This is a genomic window from Variovorax paradoxus, assembly GCF_009498455.1.
GTDB classification, from domain to species: Bacteria; Pseudomonadota; Gammaproteobacteria; order Burkholderiales; family Burkholderiaceae_C; genus Variovorax; species Variovorax paradoxus_H.
The window spans coordinates 3,369,875-3,394,072 of sequence record NZ_CP045644.1; the positions used below are offsets into that span (position 1 = coordinate 3,369,875).

The 24,198-nt window shown below is 61.9% G+C and carries 18 protein-coding genes and 1 pseudogene; 3 read left to right on the top strand and 16 right to left on the bottom strand.

Annotation, left to right across the window (positions count from 1 at the left end; translation table 11 throughout):
- The first annotated feature begins 114 nt into the window (after positions 1 to 114).
- Together GFK26_RS15435 and GFK26_RS15440 are read left to right on the top strand one after the other, a co-directional pair.
- A complete protein-coding gene (locus tag GFK26_RS15435) occupies positions 115 to 1,176 on the top strand; it encodes a PIN domain-containing protein (RefSeq protein WP_153282711.1) in 1,062 nt (353 codons plus the stop codon).
- A gap of 4 nt (positions 1,177 to 1,180) precedes the next feature.
- Positions 1,181 to 3,610 carry a hypothetical protein gene (locus GFK26_RS15440; RefSeq protein WP_153282712.1) on the top strand — a complete coding sequence of 810 codons (2,430 nt, stop codon included), beginning with the start codon at positions 1,181 to 1,183 and terminating at the stop codon, positions 3,608 to 3,610.
- A gap of 280 nt (positions 3,611 to 3,890) precedes the next feature.
- Here the strand turns inward: GFK26_RS15440 and GFK26_RS15445 are convergent, their stop codons facing one another.
- From GFK26_RS15445 to GFK26_RS15480, 8 genes and pseudogenes are all read right to left on the bottom strand, one after another.
- Entirely contained in the window at positions 3,891 to 5,792 is a 1,902-nt protein-coding gene (locus GFK26_RS15445) for a hypothetical protein (RefSeq protein ID WP_228122025.1), read from the bottom strand.
- A gap of 470 nt (positions 5,793 to 6,262) precedes the next feature.
- Positions 6,263 to 6,460: pseudogene (locus tag GFK26_RS15450) on the bottom strand (IS66 family transposase); the annotation flags it as partial.
- 146 nt (positions 6,461 to 6,606) lie between these two features.
- Positions 6,607 to 7,200 (bottom strand): hypothetical protein, encoded by a 594-nt coding sequence (locus tag GFK26_RS15455; protein WP_153282714.1) that lies wholly within the window; start codon positions 7,198 to 7,200, stop codon positions 6,607 to 6,609.
- Between the two features lie 287 nt (positions 7,201 to 7,487).
- On the bottom strand, positions 7,488 to 8,561 hold the full coding sequence (locus GFK26_RS15460) for a DUF4238 domain-containing protein (protein ID WP_153282715.1): 1,074 nt from the start codon (positions 8,559 to 8,561) through the stop codon (positions 7,488 to 7,490).
- A gap of 306 nt (positions 8,562 to 8,867) precedes the next feature.
- Positions 8,868 to 9,860: a hypothetical protein gene (locus GFK26_RS15465; protein ID WP_153282716.1), complete on the bottom strand. Its 993-nt coding sequence runs from the start codon at positions 9,858 to 9,860 to the stop codon at positions 8,868 to 8,870.
- Between the two features lie 403 nt (positions 9,861 to 10,263).
- Positions 10,264 to 11,592, bottom strand: a complete 1,329-nt coding sequence (locus tag GFK26_RS15470) for a porin (protein ID WP_153282717.1) — start codon at positions 11,590 to 11,592, stop codon at positions 10,264 to 10,266.
- 166 nt (positions 11,593 to 11,758) lie between these two features.
- Positions 11,759 to 12,991 (bottom strand): CaiB/BaiF CoA transferase family protein, encoded by a 1,233-nt coding sequence (locus GFK26_RS15475; protein WP_153282718.1) that lies wholly within the window; start codon positions 12,989 to 12,991, stop codon positions 11,759 to 11,761.
- A 4-nt stretch (positions 12,992 to 12,995) separates the two neighbouring features.
- The gene (locus GFK26_RS15480) at positions 12,996 to 13,958 is read right to left on the bottom strand and encodes a Bug family tripartite tricarboxylate transporter substrate binding protein (protein WP_153282719.1); all 963 of its coding nucleotides are present in this window, start codon (positions 13,956 to 13,958) and stop codon (positions 12,996 to 12,998) included.
- A gap of 95 nt (positions 13,959 to 14,053) precedes the next feature.
- Between GFK26_RS15480 and GFK26_RS15485 the strand changes: the two genes are divergently transcribed.
- On the top strand, positions 14,054 to 14,953 hold the full coding sequence (locus GFK26_RS15485) for a LysR family transcriptional regulator (protein WP_153282720.1): 900 nt from the start codon (positions 14,054 to 14,056) through the stop codon (positions 14,951 to 14,953).
- A gap of 126 nt (positions 14,954 to 15,079) precedes the next feature.
- Here the strand turns inward: GFK26_RS15485 and GFK26_RS15490 are convergent, their stop codons facing one another.
- The 8 genes from GFK26_RS15490 to GFK26_RS15525 all read right to left on the bottom strand — a co-directional run bounded on the left by GFK26_RS15490 (position 15,080) and on the right by GFK26_RS15525 (position 23,336).
- On the bottom strand, positions 15,080 to 15,226 hold the full coding sequence (locus tag GFK26_RS15490) for a hypothetical protein (protein WP_153282721.1): 147 nt from the start codon (positions 15,224 to 15,226) through the stop codon (positions 15,080 to 15,082).
- A 388-nt stretch (positions 15,227 to 15,614) separates the two neighbouring features.
- On the bottom strand, positions 15,615 to 17,291 hold the full coding sequence (locus GFK26_RS15495; RefSeq protein WP_153282722.1) for a tannase/feruloyl esterase family alpha/beta hydrolase: 1,677 nt from the start codon (positions 17,289 to 17,291) through the stop codon (positions 15,615 to 15,617).
- Positions 17,292 to 17,363: 72 nt separating this feature from the next.
- Positions 17,364 to 18,320 carry a Bug family tripartite tricarboxylate transporter substrate binding protein gene (locus tag GFK26_RS15500; protein WP_153282723.1) on the bottom strand — a complete coding sequence of 319 codons (957 nt, stop codon included), beginning with the start codon at positions 18,318 to 18,320 and terminating at the stop codon, positions 17,364 to 17,366.
- Positions 18,321 to 18,342: 22 nt separating this feature from the next.
- Positions 18,343 to 18,540, bottom strand: coding sequence for a DUF2783 domain-containing protein (locus tag GFK26_RS15505; protein WP_153282724.1), 198 nt, complete (start codon positions 18,538 to 18,540; stop codon positions 18,343 to 18,345).
- Between the two features lie 10 nt (positions 18,541 to 18,550).
- On the bottom strand, positions 18,551 to 20,251 hold the full coding sequence (locus tag GFK26_RS15510) for an FAD-dependent oxidoreductase (RefSeq protein WP_153282725.1): 1,701 nt from the start codon (positions 20,249 to 20,251) through the stop codon (positions 18,551 to 18,553).
- A gap of 94 nt (positions 20,252 to 20,345) precedes the next feature.
- A complete protein-coding gene (locus GFK26_RS15515) occupies positions 20,346 to 21,305 on the bottom strand; it encodes an MBL fold metallo-hydrolase (RefSeq protein WP_153282726.1) in 960 nt (319 codons plus the stop codon).
- Between the two features lie 491 nt (positions 21,306 to 21,796).
- Entirely contained in the window at positions 21,797 to 22,582 is a 786-nt protein-coding gene (locus GFK26_RS15520) for an IclR family transcriptional regulator (protein WP_153282727.1), read from the bottom strand.
- A gap of 4 nt (positions 22,583 to 22,586) precedes the next feature.
- Complete coding sequence (locus GFK26_RS15525; RefSeq protein WP_194274088.1) at positions 22,587 to 23,336, bottom strand: IclR family transcriptional regulator domain-containing protein; 750 nt, start codon at positions 23,334 to 23,336, stop codon at positions 22,587 to 22,589.
- Between the last annotated feature and the right edge of the window lie 862 nt (positions 23,337 to 24,198).

A 24,198-nucleotide genomic window follows, 5' to 3' on the forward strand; every position in this document is an offset into this window, starting at 1 on the left:
CGGCCCACTGCCTAGCACTTTGCAGCCGGCCGCCGGTGCCGACCTTGGCAATCGCAGGAAGTCGACGCAGGTGGCCGCCACCTACAATCTAGGACAGTTTCCAGCAGGATGGCTATGGCAGACGACGGGCAACTTTTTGTCTTGTGCGACACCAATGTGGGCGCGCGCGATGCCCACCTTTTTCGCAAGAAGGGTGGGCCGCTTCTCATCGACATGCTCCGCGCCAAGAAGGCAAAGCTCTTGGTGCCCGATATCCTGCGCATCGAGTACATCAAGCAGTTCACCATCGCTGGCGACGAAGCTTTGCAGAAGATGGGGAAAGAGGTCGATAGGTTGAAAACGCTTTGCGGATTCGACCTATTCGGGTTGCTGCCAAAGTCGCAGTTTGGAGATGCTCAGGCCCGTGAGATATTGGATCAGCTTGAGGACGTCATCCATGTCGTGTCCATGACGGATGCACTCAAGCTCGCCGCGTCCGACCGCTCCATGGAGGGTAGGCGGCCGACGTCGAAGTCCGACCATGGTTACAAGGATTGCCTCATCTGGGAGAGCATGCTGACGCTGCCCCCGGGTTCCGAAGTGATGTTTGTGACTCGCGATGAGGTTGGCTTCTTCGAAAATGGTGTGCTCGCCCCCAGCCTTGCCAAGGAGGCCGTGGCCAAGGGGCTGAAGCTGACTGCGTTCAGAACTACCGAGGCGAATGGCGTGTCGCCAGTCGTCGATGCACTGAAGGCTCGATTTGCGGACCTGGCTTCCATGCGCACTGCTGACGTGCTGATGGGAGACCATCCCATAGTCCAGGCGTACATGAGAAATGAGCGCGCCGCACCAGTTCTGCCGGTGCCGGCTGCCGTGGTGATGCCGCAGCCGGAGGTCCAGCCCGGCGAACTGGAGGCTTTGCTGACAGCTCATACGAGGCACCTGACCCTTCTGGACATCAAGGCCCTTGGGTTCGTCGGATTTTTGGACCGGGCAGGTAAGCAGCAAGCCATCGACCTGCTCGTGCAGTCTGGCGCCACCGTAGACGCGGCGCGCAACGCGCTGGAACGCTTGGCGTTGGCCGACCTGATACGGGACACCGGGCACAACTACTTGGCCGTCAAGGGTGAGCTGCTGGAGAAGGCTGTGCAGCAGGCTGAGGCTGAAATGATTGAGCTCACGGGCTTCGGAGGCTGAAGTGGTGGAGTCCTCTACCCGCATCAAAGTCCTTGAGCGCCTGGCTCGATCGACTACCCCTGCTGCCGATGAGGCGATCAAGCGCGCATGCGAGCAGGCAATTGCCAGCCTCGTAAACGGCGTCGACTACGAAGCCCTTGAGTTCAGCCTTGATGTGCTGCTCACGGTGGGATTTCGGCACAGCAAGGAAGTCGTAGTTGCCGCGGACGGTTTCCTGCGCACGGTTGAGAGCCGGGCGTTGGTGCATTCAGATGAGCATGGGGAAAAGTTGGAGGCGCTATCCCAGTATCGCAGCGCCCACAGGTTGATGACCAAAGCCATCGACTTGCTCAACGCCTTGCGATACCTGGAGACACCAACTGTTGTGGACAGCCTGCTGTGGGCATCGAGGCATGATGAAGAATCGGTGCGCAAGGCTGCGTTCTCAGACCTGACGGGCCTGGCCAAGTACAACATCTCTGTGTACTTCGGCGACGGGGCAGCCAAAGGTATCGGCTCAGGGCCTCAATTTCTAGTCATTGAGGCCCTGGAGAACAAGGGTGACGACTACCTGAGACAACACTTGCGTGGCGTGCTGACGCTCTTAGAGGGCCTTCTGTCGACATCCATGGAATCGACGAAGTGGTCGTCTACCGGCGTGACGTTGTCTCAAGCAGTAGCTCCTGCTCACAAGGGTGTGGTCGAGATCCGCACACGAAGCATTGCTCTGGTGAAGAAACTCTACCGGCTCGTTGAAAGCAAGTCGCAGAAGCTATCTGTCATCAGAGCGATGAATACAGCAGCTCGAGGTGATGGCAGGGGGGCTGTCGACAAAGATTTTGCGGAGATGATTTCCGTGAACGCTCAGGAGGTCCTGTGGTTCTTTGGCGATGTCGCCAAAGAGGAAGACGATCTGCAGATCATCCAGAAGGTCGAGTATGACAGCTACTGGATTCACTTCCACACTGCATCGGTGGAGGTGAAGGCGACTGCGCTTGAGGTTAAGGCAATCATCGACGCTAACGCAGAGTACAGCGTCTACAAGACGCTCGTTGGCTTCGAAGGGATATTCGGCGATTGGACGAAGGAGCGTAGAGACGAGTCCTTCACGCTTGGTTCTCAGGAATCTAGAGCTAAACAGTCCAAGGTCCTGGCCGCACAGGTTCCAGCCGATGGCTTTGATGTGTGGCGCGCTCGAATCTTGAGGTTCTCTCAGACCGAGTCCAACGACCTGGCCACTTTTCCCGTCTTCTATGAGTTCCTGGCCGAGGTTGCGGCGTCGTACCCCGACTTCGGCCTTGAACTGCTCACCGAGCACGCCGAAGCACTGTCTCGGTTCCTCATACCTTTGCTTCGGGGTGTCTGGGACGGAGACAAGAAGGCGCAGCTCCTCCCTCTGATGACAAGGTGGATAGACGAGGCTTCGGAGAAGGAGACTTCGTTCCTGAGCGCCTGCGCAAAGGTCTTCCTGTCGACCAAGGATGTCGACTTCGACATCCTCGAGAGGATTCTCGAAAAGGCGACTCGCCTTCGTGACGTTTTCGTTATCCGCCAAGTTGCAACGGTGGCCGTCGGTAGGTCCGATTCGGGAGCCTGGAAGGCGGACCTGAAGAAGCTCTTCCTGCGTGCCTTGCCGCGCTTGACCGAGCTTGGGGATGCGGGCTGGGTTCGAGAGATTTGGTACAGGAAAGAGGCGACGGAGATGGTCGGCGAATTCTCTCCTGATGAGCGCCGTGAGGTGCTGAAGAACCTGCGCCTCTTGCCACAGATCGACTACCAGGCCGAGGACGTGCTGGCAGCTATTGCCGAGCGAGAGCCCAGTTTGGTTGTTGAGTACCTGTGCGACCGACTCTATGAACCCAATGCAGCTGTCGCGGCAGTTGCTGAAAAGGCGGGCTACGACTACGAAGAGCTGCCGTACCAGTTCCACACACTACAGGACAGCCTTTCCAGGGACCCGAAGGCGGTTGTCGCCGAGGTCCTGGGCCGCTACTCAGCCGACGATTCGCTCTTTGAGTTCAGGGGTGCAAAGCTGCTGCAGGCCATCTTTCCTCAGTTCTCTGAGGGCTTCCAGGTAGAACTTGTTCGCCTCATTCGAGATGGCGGCGAAAAGGGCCTTGAATTTGTTGCTGGTGTGCTGCGATCCTACGGCGGAGAGGCTTTCATCCAGCCTGTTGCCAAGGAACTCATCAAGCGGTTGCCCCGGAGCAGCCCGCTCATCAACGAGGTAAAGATTGCGCTGATGAGCACAGGTGTGGTGTCAGGCGAGTACGGGATGGCGGAGGCCTACGACAGGAAGCGTAGCGAGGTCCTTGACTGGCTTCAGGACCCCGATGAACGCGTCCGTACTTTTGCTGCCAAGTACGCTAACGAGCTCCAGGCTATGAGTGAGAGTGAGCGTCGTCGCGCGGACGAGTCCATTGCCGTTCGGAAGTTTGAGTACGGCGAAGAGTAGGAGTGGCGAGCGGCCACCAAGCCACTTGGCCGGCTGCTTCACTCTCGACACCGGTCATCGCTGCCAGCACAGAGACAGGCATGCCAATGACGGCTTCATGCCCCGGAGCGTGGATCCGGCAACCTGCAGCGGAATACCGCAACCGCTGCAAACCTGCCCCTTGGCAAATTCTGCCCGAGACTGGTTGCGGTCTCTCGAGTTTGGTTCGCGAACGACCGCTGGTGCTGGAAGCGGCCAGTCACCCCTTCAACGATGAATGACTGCTGCGAGGATGCCCCGGCTACACCGTCGGTGATACCGGATAAGTCGGCATCGTACTTAGCTGCTGCTCTGCGGTGGCCTGGGCACGGATCCTGCGCAGTTGCTCAAATTCGAACCCCGGATTGCGAGTCGAGAAGCTGATGCGGCTGACGGATCGCAGATTCTCGACCAACTCCTCGCCCGTGGCGGAATGCTGTAGCAGCTCTTCGATGAAGCCAAGGTTGTGAAAGAAGATATTGTCGTAGGGGTGTTCGCGGTACGGATTGTGGGCAACCGCGACCAGTTTTGACAGAACCGACCGTAGGCCAACGAGGTCCCGATTGCCTGCTCCAACACGACGCGTTTGACTGGAGCTTGATGCATTCGTCAGGGCAATCTCCACACCCGCTAGTGCCTCAAGTCCGCGCCGCATCGTCGTCGTGTCGTGGAGACCACCGAAATCCGCGATGGTAAGGACCACTTTGAGCACTTCGCGCCCGCGCAGCTCAAGGACACCGTTGGGAAGCGCTATCGAGTCTTCCTGAAGGAGGCGTAGTTCACATTTCGAGAGCTGCGTCGCACCATGCACCAGTGTCTCAGCGATGTCGATGAAAAAGGTAGCTGTGTCATTCGCCCTTGACTCGGTGCGCAAGGCTTTGGCCTTCATCTCGAACAGCACGATGTGGCGGTCTGTCTCGATAGCAAGGTCTACGTCGCCGGTGACTTGGCGGCCGCGCTTCATAACACCCCGCAGGCACAGAATGCCTCGCTGCGCGAGGCGCTCCGCCATGTGCAGTTCGAACTTCCTGCCGACTTCGGTGTTGAAGTTGGACCTGCCGTTGGCCAGTAGGCGAAAGGCCCGCTGGTAGAACGCGGCCCCCAGGAAAGCCGCCGGAGGAATCCACAGTCTGCTGCCGTCGAGCTGGACTAGCGCCGCTTCCAAGGCCTCGGCGTCGCTGCCATGGCCGGGCGAGTAGTAGTTCCGACAAGGTCGGTCCAGGGAAAAGGTATGTACCAGCATCTCCGCCGCGTGTCGGTCGAACAGCCGCGCGGCGAGTCGTGCTTCGACCTCACTGCGTTGCACAACGGTGCCTTTGCAGGGGTGTTCTGCCATGTCTTGCAGCACCATTAACAAGGCCAGGATATGGTCCGGTCTCCAAACTGGCCCGCCAGGGAGCTGGTCTGCTACCGGCACGACCACGTCGCGAAGCAATGCCTCGACCACTGGCTGGTGTATCTGAGGCAACGCGAAAACTTGGTCATAGAGTACGACCCGTCCAAGCGAACGGATGACGTCGGCGGGATAGTGGTCGCCCAGAGGTTCGAAAGGTGACCACGGCTCCGCGTCGACCAGGGCGCCCAAGTGGCAAGACGCGGTGAGCGCGTTATCGAGCAGCTGGTTTCGCCCCGTGCGCGCAGGCACCACGTGAAGGTGTTGGAGCGCTATGCGATACAGATAGCCAAGCGGGATCGACGGCTCGATCTTCATGCTCGTCATTGAGAGCTCGGGGTGGAGGTTGACATGCTTCCGCACAGGATCGTAGCGGCGCTCGAAGGTTTGCTGCAGAAACTCCATCGCCAGGGAGCCGAGGCGACCAAAGGGCACACGCACGGTCTGGGCGATGCTTCGGCTCCCCTGGGCGCCCTGCGTCCCTATCTCCGCTCCGCGAACTTGGATTGGGATGCCCTTTTTCGCGAAAAACCTAGCGGCGTTCGCTCTGCTGACGTGCCGTGGGGACCAGTGCGGTGACGTCTGCGTTTCATAGGCCCGGATATACCGAATCGCCTCGATCCAAGGCGCCTGCCCCTCTTCCATCGGGACCAACGCATCTACGAAGTGGTGGGTGTCTCGCAGCGCATCGAAGAGCAGCGGTGCAGCCAAGCGCAGCGGAGCCGTATCCTCAGTGCGCAGTACTTCCGCGAAGACTAGCTGCGTCAGCAAGTCACGCCACAACACTGACGCTCTCGGCCAGCCCAGGAGGCTGTCGTCGTCTGGCCCAGTTGGCATCATGTGCGGCACCAAGATCGATCGAACTATCCCAAAAAGCCATTGGTAGCGGTGGTGGGGCACTGCCGCTAGCGGGTACTGCCCGGCCTCTCGATAGAGCTCGGCGAAACGATCTGCCAATGGCAGTTCAACAGTTAGATTTCTCGGCAGGGTCACAGCATTGCCCAGGTCGGCTAAGTACACAGGGATGCTACCTGCGCTGGTAGCACCGCCTGCCTGTTTTGTTACCAAGGATTAGCAAAGGAGCTCTCCACGCGCTGCTTGGCCAACCAACCACAGGCTGGCTAAAGCGAACACCTCCGTAAGCGCGCAGTGAACTCGTCTTGACGACGGCGTTGGCTATGTAGCCGTGGTCGGCAGCCAGCGATGCGGCAGCAACTCTGCAATGCGGCTGGCCGGGTGGCTACGGGCGTCTCGTCCGCACGCAACACTCGGCTGCGAAGCATCTCGCTCCTGAGCGCGTCCACCAGCAGCTGCAGGTGCACGCCGCACTGGCCCACCCAGGCGGCCAGCGTCGAGCGCGGGATCGCAAGGCCGGCCCGGCCGAAGATGGCTTTCTGCCGGTACAGCGGCAGGTGATTCAGGTACTTGGCCACGAGCATCCTTTGCTCCTAACGTCGATTCAAGATGGGTTCACGGGACGCTTACACACCTCCGGGGTCCAGGCCACTTTGATGCAACGAGTTAGGGTGCACCTGCACTCAGGCACTGGGCACAGGCCGGCGCTTCCGTCTGCCTCTTTGGGCAACTAGGGCCGCGCGAGTTGGGCACCGACTAGAGGCTCGGCAGCCGTGATCCGAATGCCAGACCACAGTGACAAGGCGGCCATGGGCCAGCAGAAGAGTGCAGTCGTGAAGAATAGGGACGGCGATGGCGTGATCCCTAACAGGCTCAGCGGAAAGCTGAAGAGTGGCGCCGCGCCGAGCGCATAGAACAGCCCATATGCAGCCAAGTATGCGACCTTGCGTGTGACCCTCACCCCGTGGCTTGCGTATTTGCGTTTGAACGATACCTGTGAGCCCACCGCCGTCGCGGTATGCTGAAGGTACGGCAGCCCCATCACGTAAAATCTCAGCGCGCGTGCGGACTCTGGAAGCGTCAGCAGGTATTCGACCGTTTGGGCGCTCAGACGGTTGTCGCCTGCCAACGCCTGATAGCCCTTCTGTAGAAGGAATGGATGCATCTGGGGCGTTTTTCGGATGTCATCCAAGAATTCGCGAGCGAACTTGTATTCGTCCCTGAACCTGCTGCGGCGTCCGGCGCCCACCTCTACAACGATTTTCCACAGTGCGAACGCTCCCGCGATCAGCGAGAAGAGCTTCAGAAACGTTTCTAGGGTCATTCCGCCATTGTGCGGTCCATCGATTCGTCGAAGCGTGCCACGAAAGTTTGCACGCTCGCGGCGGCATTGATTCACCCCGTCGAGTCCTGCAGGGCCCTCGCGTTCGCTGCATAACCAGCCCAAGATTAACACTGCGTCCCCGCCGGGTCAGGATTCCATGGAAATCAACAGCTTGCTCAATTTCTTCATGGTGTGGTTTCCCGGCGAGCACGAATAGATTCGAGCTGTGCACTCGACTCGAAGTCTCGGCAAGGTTTTTCTGTAACGCTGAGCCGCGTCGCCCTTGTTTAAACCAGACCGAGGTCCCCAAGAATCTCCTCAACGTCGGCGGCGTCTAGTAAGTAAGAGTCTTTCGCTACGTTTGACACCAATGCCCGATTCTCTGGGGTGTCGACGCTCGCAACAAAGAACTCAAGAGAGCAGCCAGCGATTGCCTGCCGCACACTCTCGGCAGTCTCGAATACTTCACAGCGGCCATTCAATTCACCGATGAGGCAGGTCTCGGTATCCAATGGAAGCAGCACGCCAACCATGGGCACGGTGGCATCATTGAGTGGGGCCACTCGGCGTTCACCCGCCACTGCATGCACTGCTGCTGAATCGCCCAAGATGATGTTGCCCCCCGGGTACTTGCGAATACGGAACGTGAGCTTTGCAAACGCCTCCTCTCTCTCCGAGGAGGTAGCTACGCGCTTCAGTGCCTTCAGATGCCCCGACTTCATCGCACCCTTGAGTAGGCCTTGTGTGAGTTTCCCTTCCGTTTGCAGCGCCCTTGCTTGCTCGTCCGCGTTTGCTTTGAAGTACGCAGGTAGTTCTGCCCTGGCCCGTTGAAGCATTGCTGGCGTTAACGCTTGATCCAGGTGACGACTGAGTTCCTTGAGAGGAAATTGATCACCAGCCGCCACTGTCAAAATTTGTTTGAGGATGCGGGTCAGATTGGCGTCATCTTGAATGTGCGCGGTGAGTACGGCGGCTAACTTGGTTGGGTCTGACATTGCGTTGTATACGCCGTTCACCAAGTCGCCAGTCATCCTTTCGAAGTTTTCGCGAACATGCCGCGTGCGAACTAGCATGTGGGCGACGAGCTTGGCCGCCTGCTGGGAATCCACATTCGTCCCGTTAGCAGCTGCACGCAGGTCCGTCACGAATGCCGCCAACGCGCCTTCGTCGTCAGTGATCGCGTCGTCGACGGACCTGTCGCCATCATGCGTGTAGAACTGCCCTTCGAGCGCAATGTTCTGGATGCTGGTGTTGAATGCCGGCCTGTCTTTGCGGAAGACCCACGCGTTACTTGCGTTCTCGGGGCTACCAAATCCGCGTTGAAGGAACTGGGGAATGAAGTGATGTCGCTTACCCGCCATATCACGTGCTCCTGCTTGGCGTAGGTCTTCTTGTTCTTGACTAACTCCACCGTTTTAGGCTTGCTTCGCAAGCTTGACACGCGACGCTCGATCATGCACAGCGGCGCTTCTGCTTTCGCTGCCGGGCGGCCCGTGCCCATGAGTGCCCGCCGCGTTCTACTCTATGAAGTCAGGCGATACCTCAGCGAGTAGTTGCGATGTGCTCGGCTCAAAGAAAGGAGGCTCGCGCCTTTGATCTTAAAGCACTGCATCATGGAAACGCGTACATGCGAAATGGCGCGCTGCACGCCAGTCCGCGTGTACGAATCAGGGCCTCGGCCGGCGGCGGGGATCGGGAAGGAGTCCGGGCAACACTTCGCCCCGTCGCGTCAATTGCAGGTATGGAATCAGCGCATGCACCTGGCTTACCGGTCTACCAACGTTCCCGATCCGCGCATTCACCGACATGATGTGGTCCGGAGCCTCACCGGGCCGTATGCGAGGAAGCTGCGGATAGCGGATCGAAATGCGCCCTTCCGTCGCTGAGATTCGAGCTGTGGCTTGGTCATACTCGTCGGGGAAGAACTCTACCCGGATCTCGGATGCCCTTCTGAGAACCCGTTCTAGCGGGGGCAACGGGACCCGGGCGGGAGAGCGCTGCTTGAATAGAGCGCGGTCCAGTTTGTCTAGGAAGAGGTAGAGCATGCCCGCGATGCGAAGCAAGAAGTGGTTGTACGAGAACGCGGTATAGACAGTCCCCCGATAGCGCGCGTGCACTTGGGGGTCTGGCCCTCGCTGATCCTCTGGGCCTGTCATAGTTCGGACGTAGAAGCCAGTCACCAACACGCCGTTGTGGTTGGTAATAGAAATCGGTGCCAGCCGCGCCGCCCGATGCTTGAGCGCGTTGGCAGGGATACGAACCTGCTCGTGGTGGGCTTTTGTCGACGACAAGAATGCTTGGTGAACGTGCGGATTTCTGGTCTTCAGAAAGTCATGCAGGGTCATCTTTTCGCTGTCGGCGTCGGGTGCTGAAAAGCACTTGATGATGACGTGCAGTTGTTCGTACAGCTCGTTGACGGTCCGGATCAGTTGCTCCGTTTCGGCGAGCACAGGAGCCTCGAACCCGTCGGCGGGTCCAGTTGTAACAGCATCGGCGACCTGAACAAACAAGTTTGCAATGTCGTCGAGTTCTTGATGGAGAAGATCCGCCGGGTGTTCGATGAATGGTCGATGAGCTTCGTGGAACAGCAACATTGGTGGCGCGTTGACCAAGTTTGCGTACAGCGCATTACCGCGCTGGGGAGAATAAATTTGTTCCATCGGTTGTGGGGGGGCCGAAGCGAGCCAAGTGAAGTTGCGGAGGCCTGTTGGAGTTGGCGATTGTCCTCCGAGCAGGAGCCCCGCAGCCACCGCTGCCTCGTTCACCGTTTCTCTAGAGGTCGAAGAGGATTGGGAAGACACTCAGGCCATCTGTTTAACGTCCTGCTCTGACGACAGACTAGGGGGCGACAGTCCGCAAAGCGCCAGGATGCAGCCCTCCGTATGGACTTCCAGGAAGACTGCTACCGCTGCGTAGCGGACGATCGATTACGTTGCTCAGCCGTTGGATGTATCGCGGCGCGCCTTTTCCCCCAAGACGCCTCGGGGGCGGTCGATACGCAGATGGTGCCGAGTTGCGGAGCGCTGCGAGCGGCAAGGCGAGGCATCGAAGCGCGGGTCGTCTTCAGAACGCGTGGCGGATGCCGAAGTCGTAGCCCATCGACGAGCGCGGCGCCCAGCCCGCGGCCTGCGCCGTGCCACCCGCGAGGTAGCTCACCGAGCCGCCGGTGATGGCGCCCATCACGCCGGGGTTGTTCCAGCCGTTCTTGATGCGGATGCGGGACACCGAGGCATACAGCGCAGTGCGTTTCGACAGGTTGTGCACGTAGCCCAGTGCGATCTGGTTGGCCGTGGTGTCGCGGTGGCCGTTCAGGCCCCACAGCAGGCTGTTCAGGTCGGTCGCAGCCGGCGCGCCGTTCTTGTATTTCACCGAAGCGTACGACGCGCGGATGAGGCCGGCGCCCACGGGCACGCTCACGCCGAGCAGGTAGCCGTCGTACCGGTCCTTGCGCGTCGTGGTGGTCATGAGCGGAGCGGCCAGGCCCGGCAGGTTCTGCAGCGCACCGGTCTCGTTCTTGTCCTGCACGCGCGACAGTTCGCCGAACAGCTTGGCGGGACCGAAGTCGTACGACGCACCCAGGTTCAGCGAGTTGATCTTGCGCTCTTGCTTGGCGGTCACGAGGCCCAGTGCGTTGAGCGTCGTGCTGTCGGCGGCCGTGCTCTGGCTGTAGGCAATGGCCATGTCGAGGGGGCCCTTGGCATAGCCGAAGCGCCCGCCCACGAAGCGACCCTTGGCCGACGGCGTGCCGGCCTGGTCGCTGCGCTTCGTGTTCTCGTGCAGCGCGTACTGCAGCTGGCCGTAGACGCCGCCCAGGTTCGGCGGCAGGAAGTAGCCGATCGAATTGCCGGTGCGCACGTAGTTGTCGGTCGCGCCCACCACCGAGCCGGGCCCGGCGGCGGCAGCCAGCCGGCTGTTGATGTTGGCCATGAGGTTGGTGCCCACGCCCTGCGTGCCGAAGGGGCTGAACACCGTGTCGTTCCAGAAGGTCGCGGTGTAGTCACGGCCCAGTCGCACTTCACCGAAGGGGCCCGACAGGCTCAGGGTCGAGCGGCGGTTGAAGTTGTCGATGCCCTTGGCACCGTCGTCGTTGCTGATACCCGACTCCAGCCAGAAGCTGGCCGCCAGGCCGCCGCCCAGGTCTTCCGTGCCGCGAAAGCCGATGCGGCTGCCCGCATAGCCCGAGTTCGACATCGCGGTCTGGCTTTTCTTCGCGCCGCCCGCTGCGGTGGCTGGTGGCACTGCGAAGGGGTTGGGGCTGTGGTGCGTGCTCTTCGACGTGTAGCGGCTGATGCCGACGTCGACGATGCCGAACACCGTGACGGACGATTGGGCCGGTGCGGCACCAGCGACGGTGAGCAGGGCGAGGGCGGACAGGGCGTGATGTTGCTTCATGGCAGGTCTTGCGTTGCGTGCTTCTTCAGGGATGAACGAGGCCGCTGGTGCGCATCGCTGCGTTCCAGGGCTCGGGTGTGCCGAAGGGCGTGCGCTCTTCAGTGACTTCGGTGCGGTGGGTGGGGGAGGCGCGTGGCCTCGGGGCGCGTCAGGGCGCCCCTGGCGCTCAGGCCGCGGGTTCGCTCGCTGCGCCGTCGGCGAACATGGCCGCGATGGTCGACGCCTCCAGCCCGGCTTCGGCCAGGATGCGGCGTGTGTCCGCGCCGCGACGCACCGGTGCGCGCAGCGAAGGCGTCAGCGGCTCGCTGGACGTGAAGCCGATGCCGGGCACCGGTACCCGCCGCGAGGTGTGGGACAGCGACAGTTCCACGTGCGGCCAGTCGCGCGCCATCTGTGCCGCCGCCTGTGCGGGGCGCATCACCGGCGTGGCGGGCACCTCATGGCGGGTCAGCAGCGCATCCCATTCGGCCACGGTCCGTCCGCCCAGCGCCTGGCCCAGCAACGCCTGCGCGCGCGTCACATCGCGCTGCTCGGCGGCCTCGTGCAGTTGCGACAGCAGCGCTGCGTCCGTGCCGGCTTCGCGCAGCGCGTTCAGCAGTCCCACCGCCTGGTTGGCCGCATTGCAGACGATGGCCAGCTGGCCGTCGGTTGCCTCGAAGGTGCCCGACAACGGGCTGCCGGAAAACGCGGTCGACGCACTGCGCGGCATCTCCATGCCACTGACCAGCGGCCCCGCGTAGGTGGGCGCCATCAGCGTGAGCGCCGCGCCCATCATCGACACCTGAAGCCATTCGCCGCGTGTGCGCGCCTCGCCGTTCGTGCTGCGGTCGCGCCGGTAGAGCGCGCTCATCACCGCCAGCGCGGCCTGTTGGCCCACCGCGTAGTCGACCAGGGGGAAGCCCACCCGTTGCGGCTTGCCGTCGCTGCCGGCGTTGGCGGCCATCAGGCCGCTGGCAGCCTGGATGACGTGGTCGTAGGCGCGCCGGTCCGAGGCAGGGCCGAAGCCGGTGATCGAGCAGATGACCAGCTGCGGATGGCGTTCGATCAGTTGCTGCGGATCGAAGCCGAGCGCCGCCAGCTTGCCGGGCCGGAAGTTCTCCAGCAGCACGTCCGCGCTGCCGATCAGCGCTGCCAGCGCCTCCCTGGCTCGCGGGTCGCGCGCATCGAGGGCCAGGGAGCGCTTGCCCGCGCCCTGCGTCACGAAGGTCTCGCCCAGCCCGAGGGCGGTCAGTTCGGCATCCAGACCTTTGGCGCGGATCATGTCGTCGCCGTCGGCGCGCTCGATGCGGATCACTTCGGCGCCGAGCAGGCTGAGCTGGTAACCGGCGAAGGGCCCGGCCAGCACGTGGGTCCAGTCGATGACGCGCAGGCCTGCCAGGGGTGTGGTGTTCGATGTCATCGCGTCACTCCGGCTTGACGCCGCTGTTCTTCACGTAGCGCGCCCAGCGCGCGATCTCTTCCTTGGCGAAGCGGCGGCTTTCTTCCAGCGTGAAGGCCAGCGGCTGCGTCCCGTTGCTCGCGCGCAGCTGCACCGACTCCGGCGACGCCAGCGATTTGCGGACCGCGGCATTCAGCATCTCGGCGACAGGCGCCGGCGTGCCGGTTGGCACGAACACGGCGGTCCATCCGGCGAGCTCGAAATCGGCCATGCCTTGTTCGCGGAACGTGGCCACGTCCGGCGTGGCCGGATAGCGCTGAGCGGCGGCCACGGCCAGCGGCTTCAGCTTGTTGCCATCGATGAAGACCTTGGCCACCGACGCGTCGGAAAACGCGAAGTCGATGTGCCCGCCTGCGAGGTCCGTCAGCGATTGCGGGTTCGACTTGTAGGGGACGGTGACGGCATCGATGCCCGTCGTCTTGCGGAAGATTTCGCAGGCCACCTGCGTCACGGCGTTGCCGCTTCCGCACCGCAGCTCATTCGGATGGGCCTTGGCGTAGGCCCGCAGGTCGGCCAGGTTGCGCCACTTGGCGTTGCCCGCGACGTACAGCGAGATCGGGCTGGTGCCCAGGCCCGCCACCATGTCGAACGACCCGGGCTCATAGCCCAGCTTGGACGGGAAGAACGAAAAGTTGACGGCGTTGGTCGTAGCCGAGCCGATCAGCAGCGTGTAGCCATCGGGTTTGGCGCGTGCGACCGCTGCCGCGCCCAGCGCGCCGTTGGCCCCCTGCTTGTTGTCGATGACGACGGGCGTTTTCAGCAGCTCCGTCAGGTCCTTGGCCAGCACGCGCGCCCCGATGTCGGTGCCGCTGCCCGCGGCGAACGGCACCACCAGCGTGAGGGGGCGCGAGGGGTAGGGCGCCTGCGCCCAGGCGGAAGCGGTCCCCAAGGCGCACAGCGCGCCGAGGAGGAAGGAACTGCGAAGCATGGTGTTGTCTCCTGGTCTTGTGGGCTGAACGATAGGTTGCCGCCCGGCGCGCGGCAACCTACATTTCATGGGGACCTTTTCCATTTTGGAAAACCATGAACTTGAACGACCTCCATCTGGCTGTGGTGATCGCGCGCGAAGGCGGGCTGAGCAGCGCCTCCGCGTGCCTCGGCATTTCGCCGGGCACGCTGAGCAAGGCCGTGACCCGGCTCGAGCGCGCCACCAAGGTCAAGCTGTTCGAACGGCTGGCCCGGGGCATGCGTCCCACCGAGCTGGGCCAGGCCTTCCTGAAGCGCGCGCAGCGCATCGACCTGGACGCCGCCGATCTCTATGCAGAGCTGCGCGACCTGCGGCAGGTGCGCACCGGCGTGCTGCGCTGTGGGGTCGGCAACGGCATCCCCGATCGCTGGGTGCTGCCGGTCGTGACCGCGCTCATCGAGCGCGGCATCAGCGTGGACCTGTCGGGCGGCAACTCCGACTCGCTCACGCGCGGCGTGGCCATGGGCGAGCTGGAGTTCGCCTTGACTGGCCTGCACAAGAAGCCCGCGGCGCCCCTGGCATGGGAAGGCCTGCGAGACGACCCCCTGGTGCCGATGGCGCCGATCGGCCATCCGCTGGCGCGCACGAAACGCGAGGTCGGATGGGAGCAACTGGCGCAGGCGCGATGGATTGTCATGGCGCCGGGCACATCGACACACACCGAGTTCGAAGCGAACTTTCGCGCGCACAAGCTCGACCCGCCCGAGCCGGTGGGCACCTCGCGTTCGGCCCAGCGCGAGCTGGCGCTGCTGCGCTCACTGGGCGCCTTGATGCCTGTGCCGCGTTCGGTCCTGAAAGAGCCCCATGTCGCGGCGCAGTTCGTGGCGGTCAGCCCCGTCGGCGGGTGGCGGTCGACGCGCCGGGTGGGCATCGTGCGGCGCGCCGGCGGCTACCTCAGCCCCTCTGCTTTGCAAGCCATGGAGGCACTGGAAGGCATCCTGCGCAAGGAGCGCTGAGGGTGGGCTGCCTCGGGCCGGTCCTGCGGGCGCAATGTCCGCGCAACAACTGCTGGCAGCCTTGCCGGATTGTCCAGGCGTGCCTCGACCTGCGAGGTCGCGTGATCCGGGCGATTCAGAAAGGACTCAGCGCGTGGTTGTGACAGGGAGAAGATGGGGCGCATGCGCCGCGTTGATGGCGGCATTGCTGATGGGCGCATGCTCCACCACGCCGAGCACGCCGAGCACGCCGAGCACGCCGAGCACGCCGAGCACGCACATAGCACGGGGCATGCTTCAGACTTGGTGCGACCGATTGGGGTATTCGATCAGGCTCGGCAACGGCATGCGTATCTGGACCACCTTATCTAGGTAGCTGCCGGCGTAGGGCACGCCCAGTTTGTCCAGCGCGCTGCTGACATACGCATGAATCCCATGCCAAGACGTAGCCGACATGGGGAAGCGCGCCCACCGCGTTGATATCGCTTGGCCGCGTGGGCCGCTGCGATTGCCGGAGCTCCGCTGTCGGGGCATTTCCCCAATGTGGTGGCCCCCCGCATCACCGCAGAGGACGCCGAGCGTTGTTGCTCGCGTGCAGTCGCCACCGAAGACCTGGTTAATGTCGGACCACAAGGCGCCTCAGACTAGGCGCTCGTTTGGTCCGCCCACTCAGGAACGCGCGCTACGGAGCAGTGCAGGTATAGCTAGCATCGCTGTTGACATCGCCACCAGGGACGTAGCGCGGGTACTGCGGATACTGGCAAACGGGGATGGATTTCGCCGCGCCGGTGCTGGTCTTGCTGTTGAAGGTGAGCTGCGTCGGTGCCGCGCCGGCCTCCACCCACTTCACAATCGCATCATCCCATCGAACTTGAGTCAGAGCTTGCGACCCTCCATGACCGGTGCCAGGAACGACGAAGTACCGGCTGGAGGTCGACGGGTCCGCAAGCCCCATGCTTTTGGCGATGGAGTACACGTTGTTGATGATTCGAGTGTGCTCGTTGACCGACAAGAGCCCATCGGCGCCATCGTGGTAAGTGAGGAACTTCTTTCCGCTCGCAATGAATTTTGCGAGGGCAATCTTGTCGACGTCCGAGCCCACGAGTTGAAGGCCGGCGGTTACTGGGCCGTAGTCGACATTGACATCAAAGGTCGCCTGTTTTGCCGCGGTCAGCCACGATGCGTCGTTCGTTGCCATAGCGACGTACCCACCCCCGAGACCACCGAACGATGCGGGATTTGCATTTGCCCAGCCATAGGGAGAGTAAATCGTGTTGCCAGTTGCATCCGCCCAGCCTCCCGCGAAGAGCTTTTGAACTGTCGGAAGCTGCGCCGGGGTCAAGCAGACCGCTGGGTCAGTACTTGCCAAAGGCTGTCCGCAGACCTGAGTGGATGGGTCAAAGGTGCACCTCGAAGGATTCGAGATCACCCCATCGGCCAAGTTATCTGCCGCGTCACAGGAGGCCACTGCTGCTTTGTATACGGCGCTCCACTGAGCGCCGCTTGGCATTACAGGGGTTCCAGCAAGACCTGCCATGCTCGTCCATGCGACCGTCTGCCCAGGCATGCTGAAACCGTAGCAACCAGATACGGCCCCATCGAATTCTTCAGGCCAACGTTGAACTGCGATCGCGGCATTGCGACCTCCGTTCGAGCATCCAACGAAGTACCGGTACTTCGCATCCTGCTTGAAAAACTCCCGAATCACCGCTTTGGCGAAGTACAACGTACTGCCGAGTGAGGCATACGAGTAATCAGCCATGGACTGCTTTCCAGCTTCTGTGCCGTCAAAAAAGACCGCCGGCGCAGCCTGTCCAGCAACGCCAGCGCGATTGCCACCGTTGGACGACGCGTAAACAGCAGCCTGCTTCGTGATAGCGTACGTGACTTCAGTGATTGCTCCCGAATTGTCCTTGGTGAAGGCTGAGCGAATTCGACCGTCAAACCCTCCGCCTCCTTGCTGATAGTAACGTCCGCTCCAGTTATCTGGGACCACGACCTCTATATCAAGATAGGGGGCGCGGGTCGCCAGTACCTGGCACATGCCGGTGGTGCCGAGGGAGGCATCACCCTCGATGCGGTTGGCCGCAGTCACGGTTGCCGAAGCGAATGTCTTTCCGACTATCGAAGTGCAGGTCGCCTTGAGAGCATCAACGCTCGGCAGGGCATTCGGATCTGTGCCGGTGTCCCCACCGCTGCCATTGCTGCCACTGACGCCGCTATCACCTACGGGAAATACGAAGGGCAGGCTGGCACCACCGTTGTTTCCGCCGCCACAGGCCGCCAGTACGAGAGTGAAAGACAGTGCGACAGCCGTGCACATCCTTTTTGAAAGAAGGTTGGGACGCGAATCAATCATTTTTTGTCTCCTGAAGTTAACGAAAGTGACGACCTTCCTCGTCGTCGGGTTGCAGACCTTGTGACCGGTCTCTTAATCGACCCTGATGTTGTTGGCCTTGATGAGTCGACCCCAGCGCTCGCGCTCATCCTTCACATACTTCGCCATGTCGGTGGGCGTACCTGGCAGTCCCTCGACGCCAAGCCCAAGAAAGCGCTCTTTCACAGGTTTAGAGTTCAAGGCTTCGACCAGTGCCTTGTTGAGCTTTGCCACGGTTTCCTGCGGGGTTCCGCTGGGCACGGAAAGTCCTTGCCATGCGTAGGCTTCGAAGTCGGAAAGTCCCTGCTCGGCCAGTGTCGGAACGTCCGGCAGCGTGGCGATGCGCTTCGAGCTCGCGACACCGATGGCCTTGACCTTGCCGGCCAGCACGAACTGATTGCCGCTCGCCGTGTCGACCATCATGAAGGGGACCTGACCGCCCAGGATGTCCTGCATCGCCGGCGCCGCGCCGCGGTAGGCAACGTGCGTCATTGCAACGCCGGTTTTCTCGCGCAGCAATTCGGCCGCCAGGTGATGAGGACTGCCGGCGCCGGCCGATGCGTAGTTGATGCCGCCGGGTTGGGCCTTGGCCCATGCGACGAACTCCTTGAAGTTCTTCGCGGGTACTTGGGGCCCCACCACCAGCACGAGCGGAAAGCGCGCCAGCATGCCGACCGGCGTGAGGTCCTGCTCCGCGTTGTAGCTGAGTTTGGAAAAGAGGAACGGATTGGCGGCGAGGGTGGCGAAGTCAGCCGTCAGCAAGATGTTGCCGTAGTCCTTGGACCGGGCCGCATAGTCGGCAGCAATATTGGTCGCTGCGCCCGGCTTGTTGTTGATCACGATCGGCCGCGCGAGGATTTTTCCCATCGTCTCGGCTGTGGCTCGCGCCACGGAGTCCGAGCCTCCGCCAGCCGCATAGCCAACCACCCACTCGATGGGCTTGCTGTCTTGTGCGAGAGCCAGGGGCGCGGCTGCCGCGAGCGCTAGGCTTGTCAGGATCGATCGAATCATGGAATTTCTCCGTTGGTTGTATTTAAGAAGATCCGGCGGGACGGGCTGCTGCGAATGCTTGACGCAGAACGCTGAGTGACCCGATGTGATTGGCGAGAAGCAGCAGCAGGCGCGCATTGAATGCATGGCTTTCCTGCGTCGAAAGGCCTTGATGCGCCTCGATCAACGCTTCGTAGCAATCATCTGGTGCATCAAGGTGCGGTGAAGTGATCAGTTCCATGGTCTCGTCTTCAATGGATGGCAAGAGCGCTCATCAAAGCCCGATGAATCTGAGCTGCACTCGGTTGGCGCCAGCGTGCGCAGACATGCTGGTCGGGGCGCAGCAGGTACGTGGTGTTGGGCTGCATGTCGTAGCGCTGGCCCAGCAGTCCCTGCGTGTCGATGAGGTCGGCCTCACCGAGGTCCGATGCGGGCCCGATTCGCAGCACTCTTAGCGAGACGCCCTTGAGGTCGAGATCCTGGATGCCGCGTTTCAACGAGTGGGCCGCTGAACCTTCGGCGACTAGCACCGTGAATCCCTGCGCGAGTTCGCGCAGCAACCAGCCATCGCTACCGTCTGGCCGATTGATCGGCGCATCCGCTGCCGGCGCTCCGGGGACCATGCAGCCCGAGAAGTTCTCGGCGTCTGGCGTATTGAGGATCGAAGCATGCAAGGTCGCAGGCACCGACAGTCGACCGCTGTTGACGAGCGTGCGCGCAAACGAGTGCGACTTGGATAACTCGAGTACTGCGTCGCGAAAAAGTCGGCTGATCTCGCTCTTGGGCGTGATGAAGTCCGTGGCGCGCGTTGAGTTGCGGATGTTCTCGTCGGCAGCGTATTCGCGCTCATCGGCATAGGTGTCCAGGAGCGCAACGGGCGCTGCCTTTTCGAGCACGGCTGCCAGTTTCCACGCGAGGTTCTCGGCGTCCTGCACGCCCGAGTTCGCGCCGCGCGCTCCGAAGGGTGATACGCCATGCGCGGAGTCACCTGCAAAGATGACGCGGCCATGGCGAAAGCCCTCCATCCGCAGGCACGAGAAGGTGTAGACGCTGGCCCATTCGAGCTCGAACTCGGCGTCCCTCATCGTCGAGTGCTCTAGCAGCGCTTTCACGCGTGGGATGATGTTCTCGGGCTTTTTTTCCTCCTCCGGATCGGCGTCCCAACCAAGTTGGAAGTCGATGCGCCAGACATCGTCGGGTTGCCGGTGCAGCAGCACGCTCTGGTTTGGATGAAACACCGGGTCGAACCAGAACCAGCGCTCGGTCGGCGCCTCGTGCTTCATCTTGACGTCTGCAATCAGGAAGCGGTCGCGAAACGTGCGTCCCTTGCTTTCCTGGCCGATGAGCTTGCGAACCGCGGAGCGGCCGCCATCGCAGGCGGCGACGTAGTCGGCCTCCAAGTCATAAGAGCCATCGGGAGTTTCGACTGTGAGCACGACGTGGTCGTCGTGTTGCGCGACACCGGAGACGGTGTTCTTCCAGCGCAGGTCGATCAGAGGCAACTGCGCCGCGCGCTGCGCAAGGTAGCCCTCGACGTAGTACTGCTGCAGATTGATGAATGCAGGCCGGCCAAAGCCCGCTTCGGGCAGCAGGTCGAAGCTGTAGACCTCTTCTTCCTTGAAGAAGACCTTGCCGACGTTCCACGATACCCCTTTGTCGACCATTCGATCGCCGCAGCCCAATCGGTCGAATATTTCAAGCGTTCGCTTGGCGAAGCAGATGGCACGCGAGCCGGTGGACAGCGTGTTGTCGTTGTCCAGAAGCACGACCGGAATTTCGCGCTGTGCGAGGTCGATGGCAAGCGCAAGGCCCACAGGGCCTGCACCCACCACAACGACCGGTCGCCGTACGGGGTGCAAGACGTCCTGGTCCGGATGCCTTGTGTAGTCGAATGCGAGCTTCTGATAGTCGAGCTCGTCCCGCCCGCCCGCGGCGAGTTCTTTGAATTTCATCTGTGGCTCCTGGTGAAGCGACCCTGAGAGTCGCCGGTGCTCGGTCAGCGCTGCGATCTGTGAAGGCGTGAACCGATGCGATCGAGTGGGGCGTTCAGCCTTCGAGTGCTTCCCACATTTCGATATCGCGCTCGGCCGTCCAAATGCGTGGATCCGGATGCCGCGTGACTTCGTCGTAGCAGCGCGTCACGTCGAAGGGCATGCAATGGTCGAAGATGACCCAGTGGCCGTACTTGGGCTTCAGCGTCGCGAAGGTTTCCTTGTAGACCGTCTGGAGGTCTTTGCCGGCGGCGACGCCCGCTTCAACGCTTGCGCGCACGTCCGCTATGAACCCACCGGTGGCCTCGAGGCCAGCGGCGACCTGCTCTTCACCCACAAGGGCAGCGCCTCGCCCGGGCACTAGAGCGGCAGGCTTCAGGGCGGCGAGGTTTCCGAGGGTCTGCGGCCAATCTTTGAAGTAGGCGTCGCCAGCGTATGGCGTCGCGTTGAATTCGACCAAGTCGCCACCCAGCAGCACGCGGTCCTGTGGCAGCCAGACCACTGTGTCGCCCTTGGTGTGGCCGCGACCCAGCTGCAGCAGCTGGACCTCCACCTTCCCGAGCCACAACGTCATCTTCTTGTTGAAAGTCATGGTCGGCCAGGTGACGCCGCGCGGAATGCTTTCCGCATTACGGAAGAGTCGTGGAAAACGGCCGATCTCGCTTGCCTTGTCCTGTTCGCCGCGTTCGACGATCAGGTCATAGGTGTCCTGACTCGAAATGATCTCTTGTGAATTGAAACCGCTGGCGCCGAGCACGCGGACCGCGTGGTAATGAGTCAGCACGACGTACCTGATCGGTTTGTCTGTGACCTCGCGAATGCGGCGTACCACGTCTTGGGCCATTGCCGGCGTGGCTTGCGTGTCGGCAACCAGCACGGCGTCATCGCCCACGACAACGCCTGTGTTCGGGTCTCCCTCGGCGGTGTAGGCGTAAGTGTGTTCCGAAAGCTGGGTGAATGTGATCTGTTTCTCCTCGAGGTCGGCATGGGAGGCAAATTTCTTGGGTGCGGCCATGTATCGGGTCTCCAGATCGGGCATTCGTGTAGGTCAAACGTGTCTGCATTATCGAAGGCAAATTCCCCTATGGCAAATGCATTTGATATCGGTGAAGCTGGTGTTTTCCCTAGCCGCAGGCGTGCCCCGCGCTCGACCTGTGCCGCGGTAGCTGCCAGTGAAGAAGGTAGAGATTTGCAAGGCGACGGTCAGGGCCAGGCAGGAGGAGGCCCGGCCAAGGCCGTTCGGCCGCAAGCTGGCCTGTTCGCCAGCGGCTTGCGTGGGGCCTTCGACGCAGGAAGAGCCGATGGATCCGCTATGGGGACGCGGCGAGCATCTGACGTACGTTGCTCAGCAGCGTGTTTGGAGGTTGCCGCGCATGGATGGACCGGGTGCGACTTCGCAGCCGGGCGCCATTTCGCCCGGACAAAGCCCCATGCATCGGCTGGCGGCAGAACTCCGATGGCGGCGCCCCGCGCGGGCGAGCACGTCGGGCCCGATGGCGCCGGCGTTCAGTCTTGGGAAACCGTTGAGCAGTAATCCGCGAGCGCCGTCGCAATCGAGCCGTCCCAGCGCGCATCGAAGTTCTCTTCGCGTCCGAAGACAAGAACTACCAAGTCGAGGTGCCCGTTCGCACCGAGGATGGGGGCGGCAAGTGCGTTGACCCCGGGAATGGGATTTCCCACGGCGCGCGCCATTCCCCGCGTGCGAGTTTCGGCGATCTCTTCCACGAAACGCGCCTTTGCCAGCGCTTGGTCTGCGCTCGCCTGTGCAAGGCGTTGAAGTTCGATGTCGACGAGGCGTTGCGTCGCCGTCGTTTGCATGTAGGCGGTGAAGACACGGCCGGCTGCGGTGGAGACGAGAGACATCACACTTCCGACGCGCAGATTGGTTTCCAGCGGAAAGTCAACCGCGCTCAACTGAACGATCGTCGGTCCCAACTGCCCCCAAACAACGAGTGCGACTGTGTGTTGCACTTTTTGCTTGAATGGTCCAAGTGATTCTTCTGCGCGACGAAGCGCGGGTGACTGGGCAAGTCCGGCCAAGCCCAGGCGCAAAGCCAGCGCGCCAAGTTGATACCGCCCCGTAGGGGGATCCTGCTCGACAAGCCGAATCTTGCAAAAACTGACAAGGTAAGGATGCGCTTTGGCCGGGGGCATGCCTGCTTCTCGGGCAATGTCGCGCAACAGCATGGGAGCGGCATGTCGACTGAGAACCCGCAGAAGCTGTCCACCAACTTCAATGGATTGGATGCCCTTGCGATCGTCGCTTGCTTCGGAAACGTTGCTGTCTGGCATCCTGCTAACCTAGACCGGGCGCGAGCGGCCCGCGGGTCATCGATGAATCACTCGGCAAGCCCAGCCGGTCCGAGAGATTCCGCGTCGCGCGTCGTAGCGCTGTGGGAACAGGCCCGTCCCAGTCGACGTCGATGCTGCCCACCCTTCCCGTGACGGTGATTGCGCAAACCATCGTCGATGCGTGATTGAAGACTGGTGCACTGAAGGAAACAAGGCCAGGCACTGGTTGGCCGGAGATGCGAGCCAACCCCTGCAGCTTGGCATCAGCTATTGCGCTGACGAAGGTGTCGTCCTGGAGCACGTGTCGCTTCGCTTGCTCGATCTCGAGCGCTTTCTGAACGACCTGTTGAGGCCAAAACGCGCAGAAGGCCCGACCCGTCGCCGAAGTCGTCAGAGCAAGCGTCGCGCCTTCGTACAGGGTTGCGTGCAAAGGGGCGTCCGCGCGCAAGACCCGGATCACGGTGGGGCCGGCGCTTCCCCAAACCGACAACGCAACTGTCTGATCCAATTCCAAGCGCAACTGCGCGATCGAACCGAGCGCCAGTTCGATCGGATCGAGGCTGCGCAGTTCGCTCAATCCCAAATCGATCGCAAACTGGCCCAGGCTGTAGTGCTTGGTGGATGGATTCTGCTTCACAAGGCCCATCCGCGTGAAGCTTGTCAGGTAGGCGTGCGCAAGGCTGGCCGACATCCCTGCGGCCGATGACAGGGTTCGCAACTCCACCGAGTCACGAAGCCGGCTCAGAACTTCCAAGAGTCGTCCAGCCGTTTCCACCGACTTGATCCCCCGACTTTCCTGCCCACCCACCTGGTCTCGCATGGCTGAAAGTGTAAGGGACGTCCCATACCAGGCTCATCAAGTAATGACTGGCACGTTTCACGTGTGCATTGTTGTTTGCACGCCCGGTGGCGGTATTCCTAAGTCGTCAATAAACCACGCCCCTTGCGCGTGATGTCGGAACCGACGTGCGCGGGTTAGGGTTGGTCTACGGCGAGCCGAGCTCGATGTTCCAAGGGAGCCGCGCCTCGTAGTCGTCAACGGTCTGTGCCTTCGGCAGCTTCTTGAGCAGCGCGACGAGGCATCGGGCTCGACGTTGTCGGCATCAGGTGCCCTGAATCTCGCGCGTGCCCCGGCATCCCGCAGAAAAGTCCGAGCATCCTCAGAATGCCTGCCGGCCGCGATGCCCCGCTTGGCTACCCGTCGCACCGTCGGTCTGTCAGACCGTGGGCAGAGGGGGGCGGACACGGTCGCTCGATTGTCTGTACAACGCCAGCCGGTCCAGCAAGCCGTGCGGACGATGCCGTTGCATGCGGCACAGCAGCCTTGGCAAGCGATGAATTTGCTTCAGCCTTGCCGCGCGCTTCGCACAGGAGCTGCATGAGTGCCGCTCCATCGATGAGCCGGATGTTGCGGCCGTTGACGAATGCGGTTGCTTCCTGCGTGAAGCCCAGAGGTCACGACGAAGGCCAAGTTTTCATCCGCACCCCCTCTAGGGTCGGGGATCGATGAATCCAGCATTTAGGGCGCACGAAGCTGGAAACCACCGTCCGGTATTTGGAAGTCGAGGTAGAGGATGCGCTGGAAATTTCGGAACCGACCGAGCTTTAGCGAAAGC

What these genes read in the sequence shown, in the direction of transcription:
- GFK26_RS15480 (WP_153282719.1), bottom strand. Translation starts at nt 13,958, where the DNA reads ATGCTTCGCAGTTCCTTCCTCCTCGGCGCGCTGTGCGCCTTGGGGACC.
- GFK26_RS15495 (WP_153282722.1), bottom strand. Translation starts at nt 17,291, where the DNA reads ATGATTGATTCGCGTCCCAACCTTCTTTCAAAAAGGATGTGCACGGCT.
- GFK26_RS15510 (WP_153282725.1), bottom strand. Translation starts at nt 20,251, where the DNA reads ATGAAATTCAAAGAACTCGCCGCGGGCGGGCGGGACGAGCTCGACTAT.
- GFK26_RS15485 (WP_153282720.1), top strand. Translation starts at nt 14,054, where the DNA reads ATGAACTTGAACGACCTCCATCTGGCTGTGGTGATCGCGCGCGAAGGC.
- GFK26_RS15470 (WP_153282717.1), bottom strand. Translation starts at nt 11,592, where the DNA reads ATGAAGCAACATCACGCCCTGTCCGCCCTCGCCCTGCTCACCGTCGCT.
- GFK26_RS15505 (WP_153282724.1), bottom strand. Translation starts at nt 18,540, where the DNA reads ATGGAACTGATCACTTCACCGCACCTTGATGCACCAGATGATTGCTAC.
- GFK26_RS15460 (WP_153282715.1), bottom strand. Translation starts at nt 8,561, where the DNA reads ATGGCGGGTAAGCGACATCACTTCATTCCCCAGTTCCTTCAACGCGGA.
- GFK26_RS15475 (WP_153282718.1), bottom strand. Translation starts at nt 12,991, where the DNA reads ATGACATCGAACACCACACCCCTGGCAGGCCTGCGCGTCATCGACTGG.
- GFK26_RS15490 (WP_153282721.1), bottom strand. Translation starts at nt 15,226, where the DNA reads ATGCCCCGTGCTATGTGCGTGCTCGGCGTGCTCGGCGTGCTCGGCGTG.
- GFK26_RS15515 (WP_153282726.1), bottom strand. Translation starts at nt 21,305, where the DNA reads ATGGCCGCACCCAAGAAATTTGCCTCCCATGCCGACCTCGAGGAGAAA.
- GFK26_RS15455 (WP_153282714.1), bottom strand. Translation starts at nt 7,200, where the DNA reads ATGACCCTAGAAACGTTTCTGAAGCTCTTCTCGCTGATCGCGGGAGCG.
- GFK26_RS15520 (WP_153282727.1), bottom strand. Translation starts at nt 22,582, where the DNA reads ATGCCAGACAGCAACGTTTCCGAAGCAAGCGACGATCGCAAGGGCATC.
- GFK26_RS15500 (WP_153282723.1), bottom strand. Translation starts at nt 18,320, where the DNA reads ATGATTCGATCGATCCTGACAAGCCTAGCGCTCGCGGCAGCCGCGCCC.
- GFK26_RS15465 (WP_153282716.1), bottom strand. Translation starts at nt 9,860, where the DNA reads ATGGAACAAATTTATTCTCCCCAGCGCGGTAATGCGCTGTACGCAAAC.
- GFK26_RS15435 (WP_153282711.1), top strand. Translation starts at nt 115, where the DNA reads ATGGCAGACGACGGGCAACTTTTTGTCTTGTGCGACACCAATGTGGGC.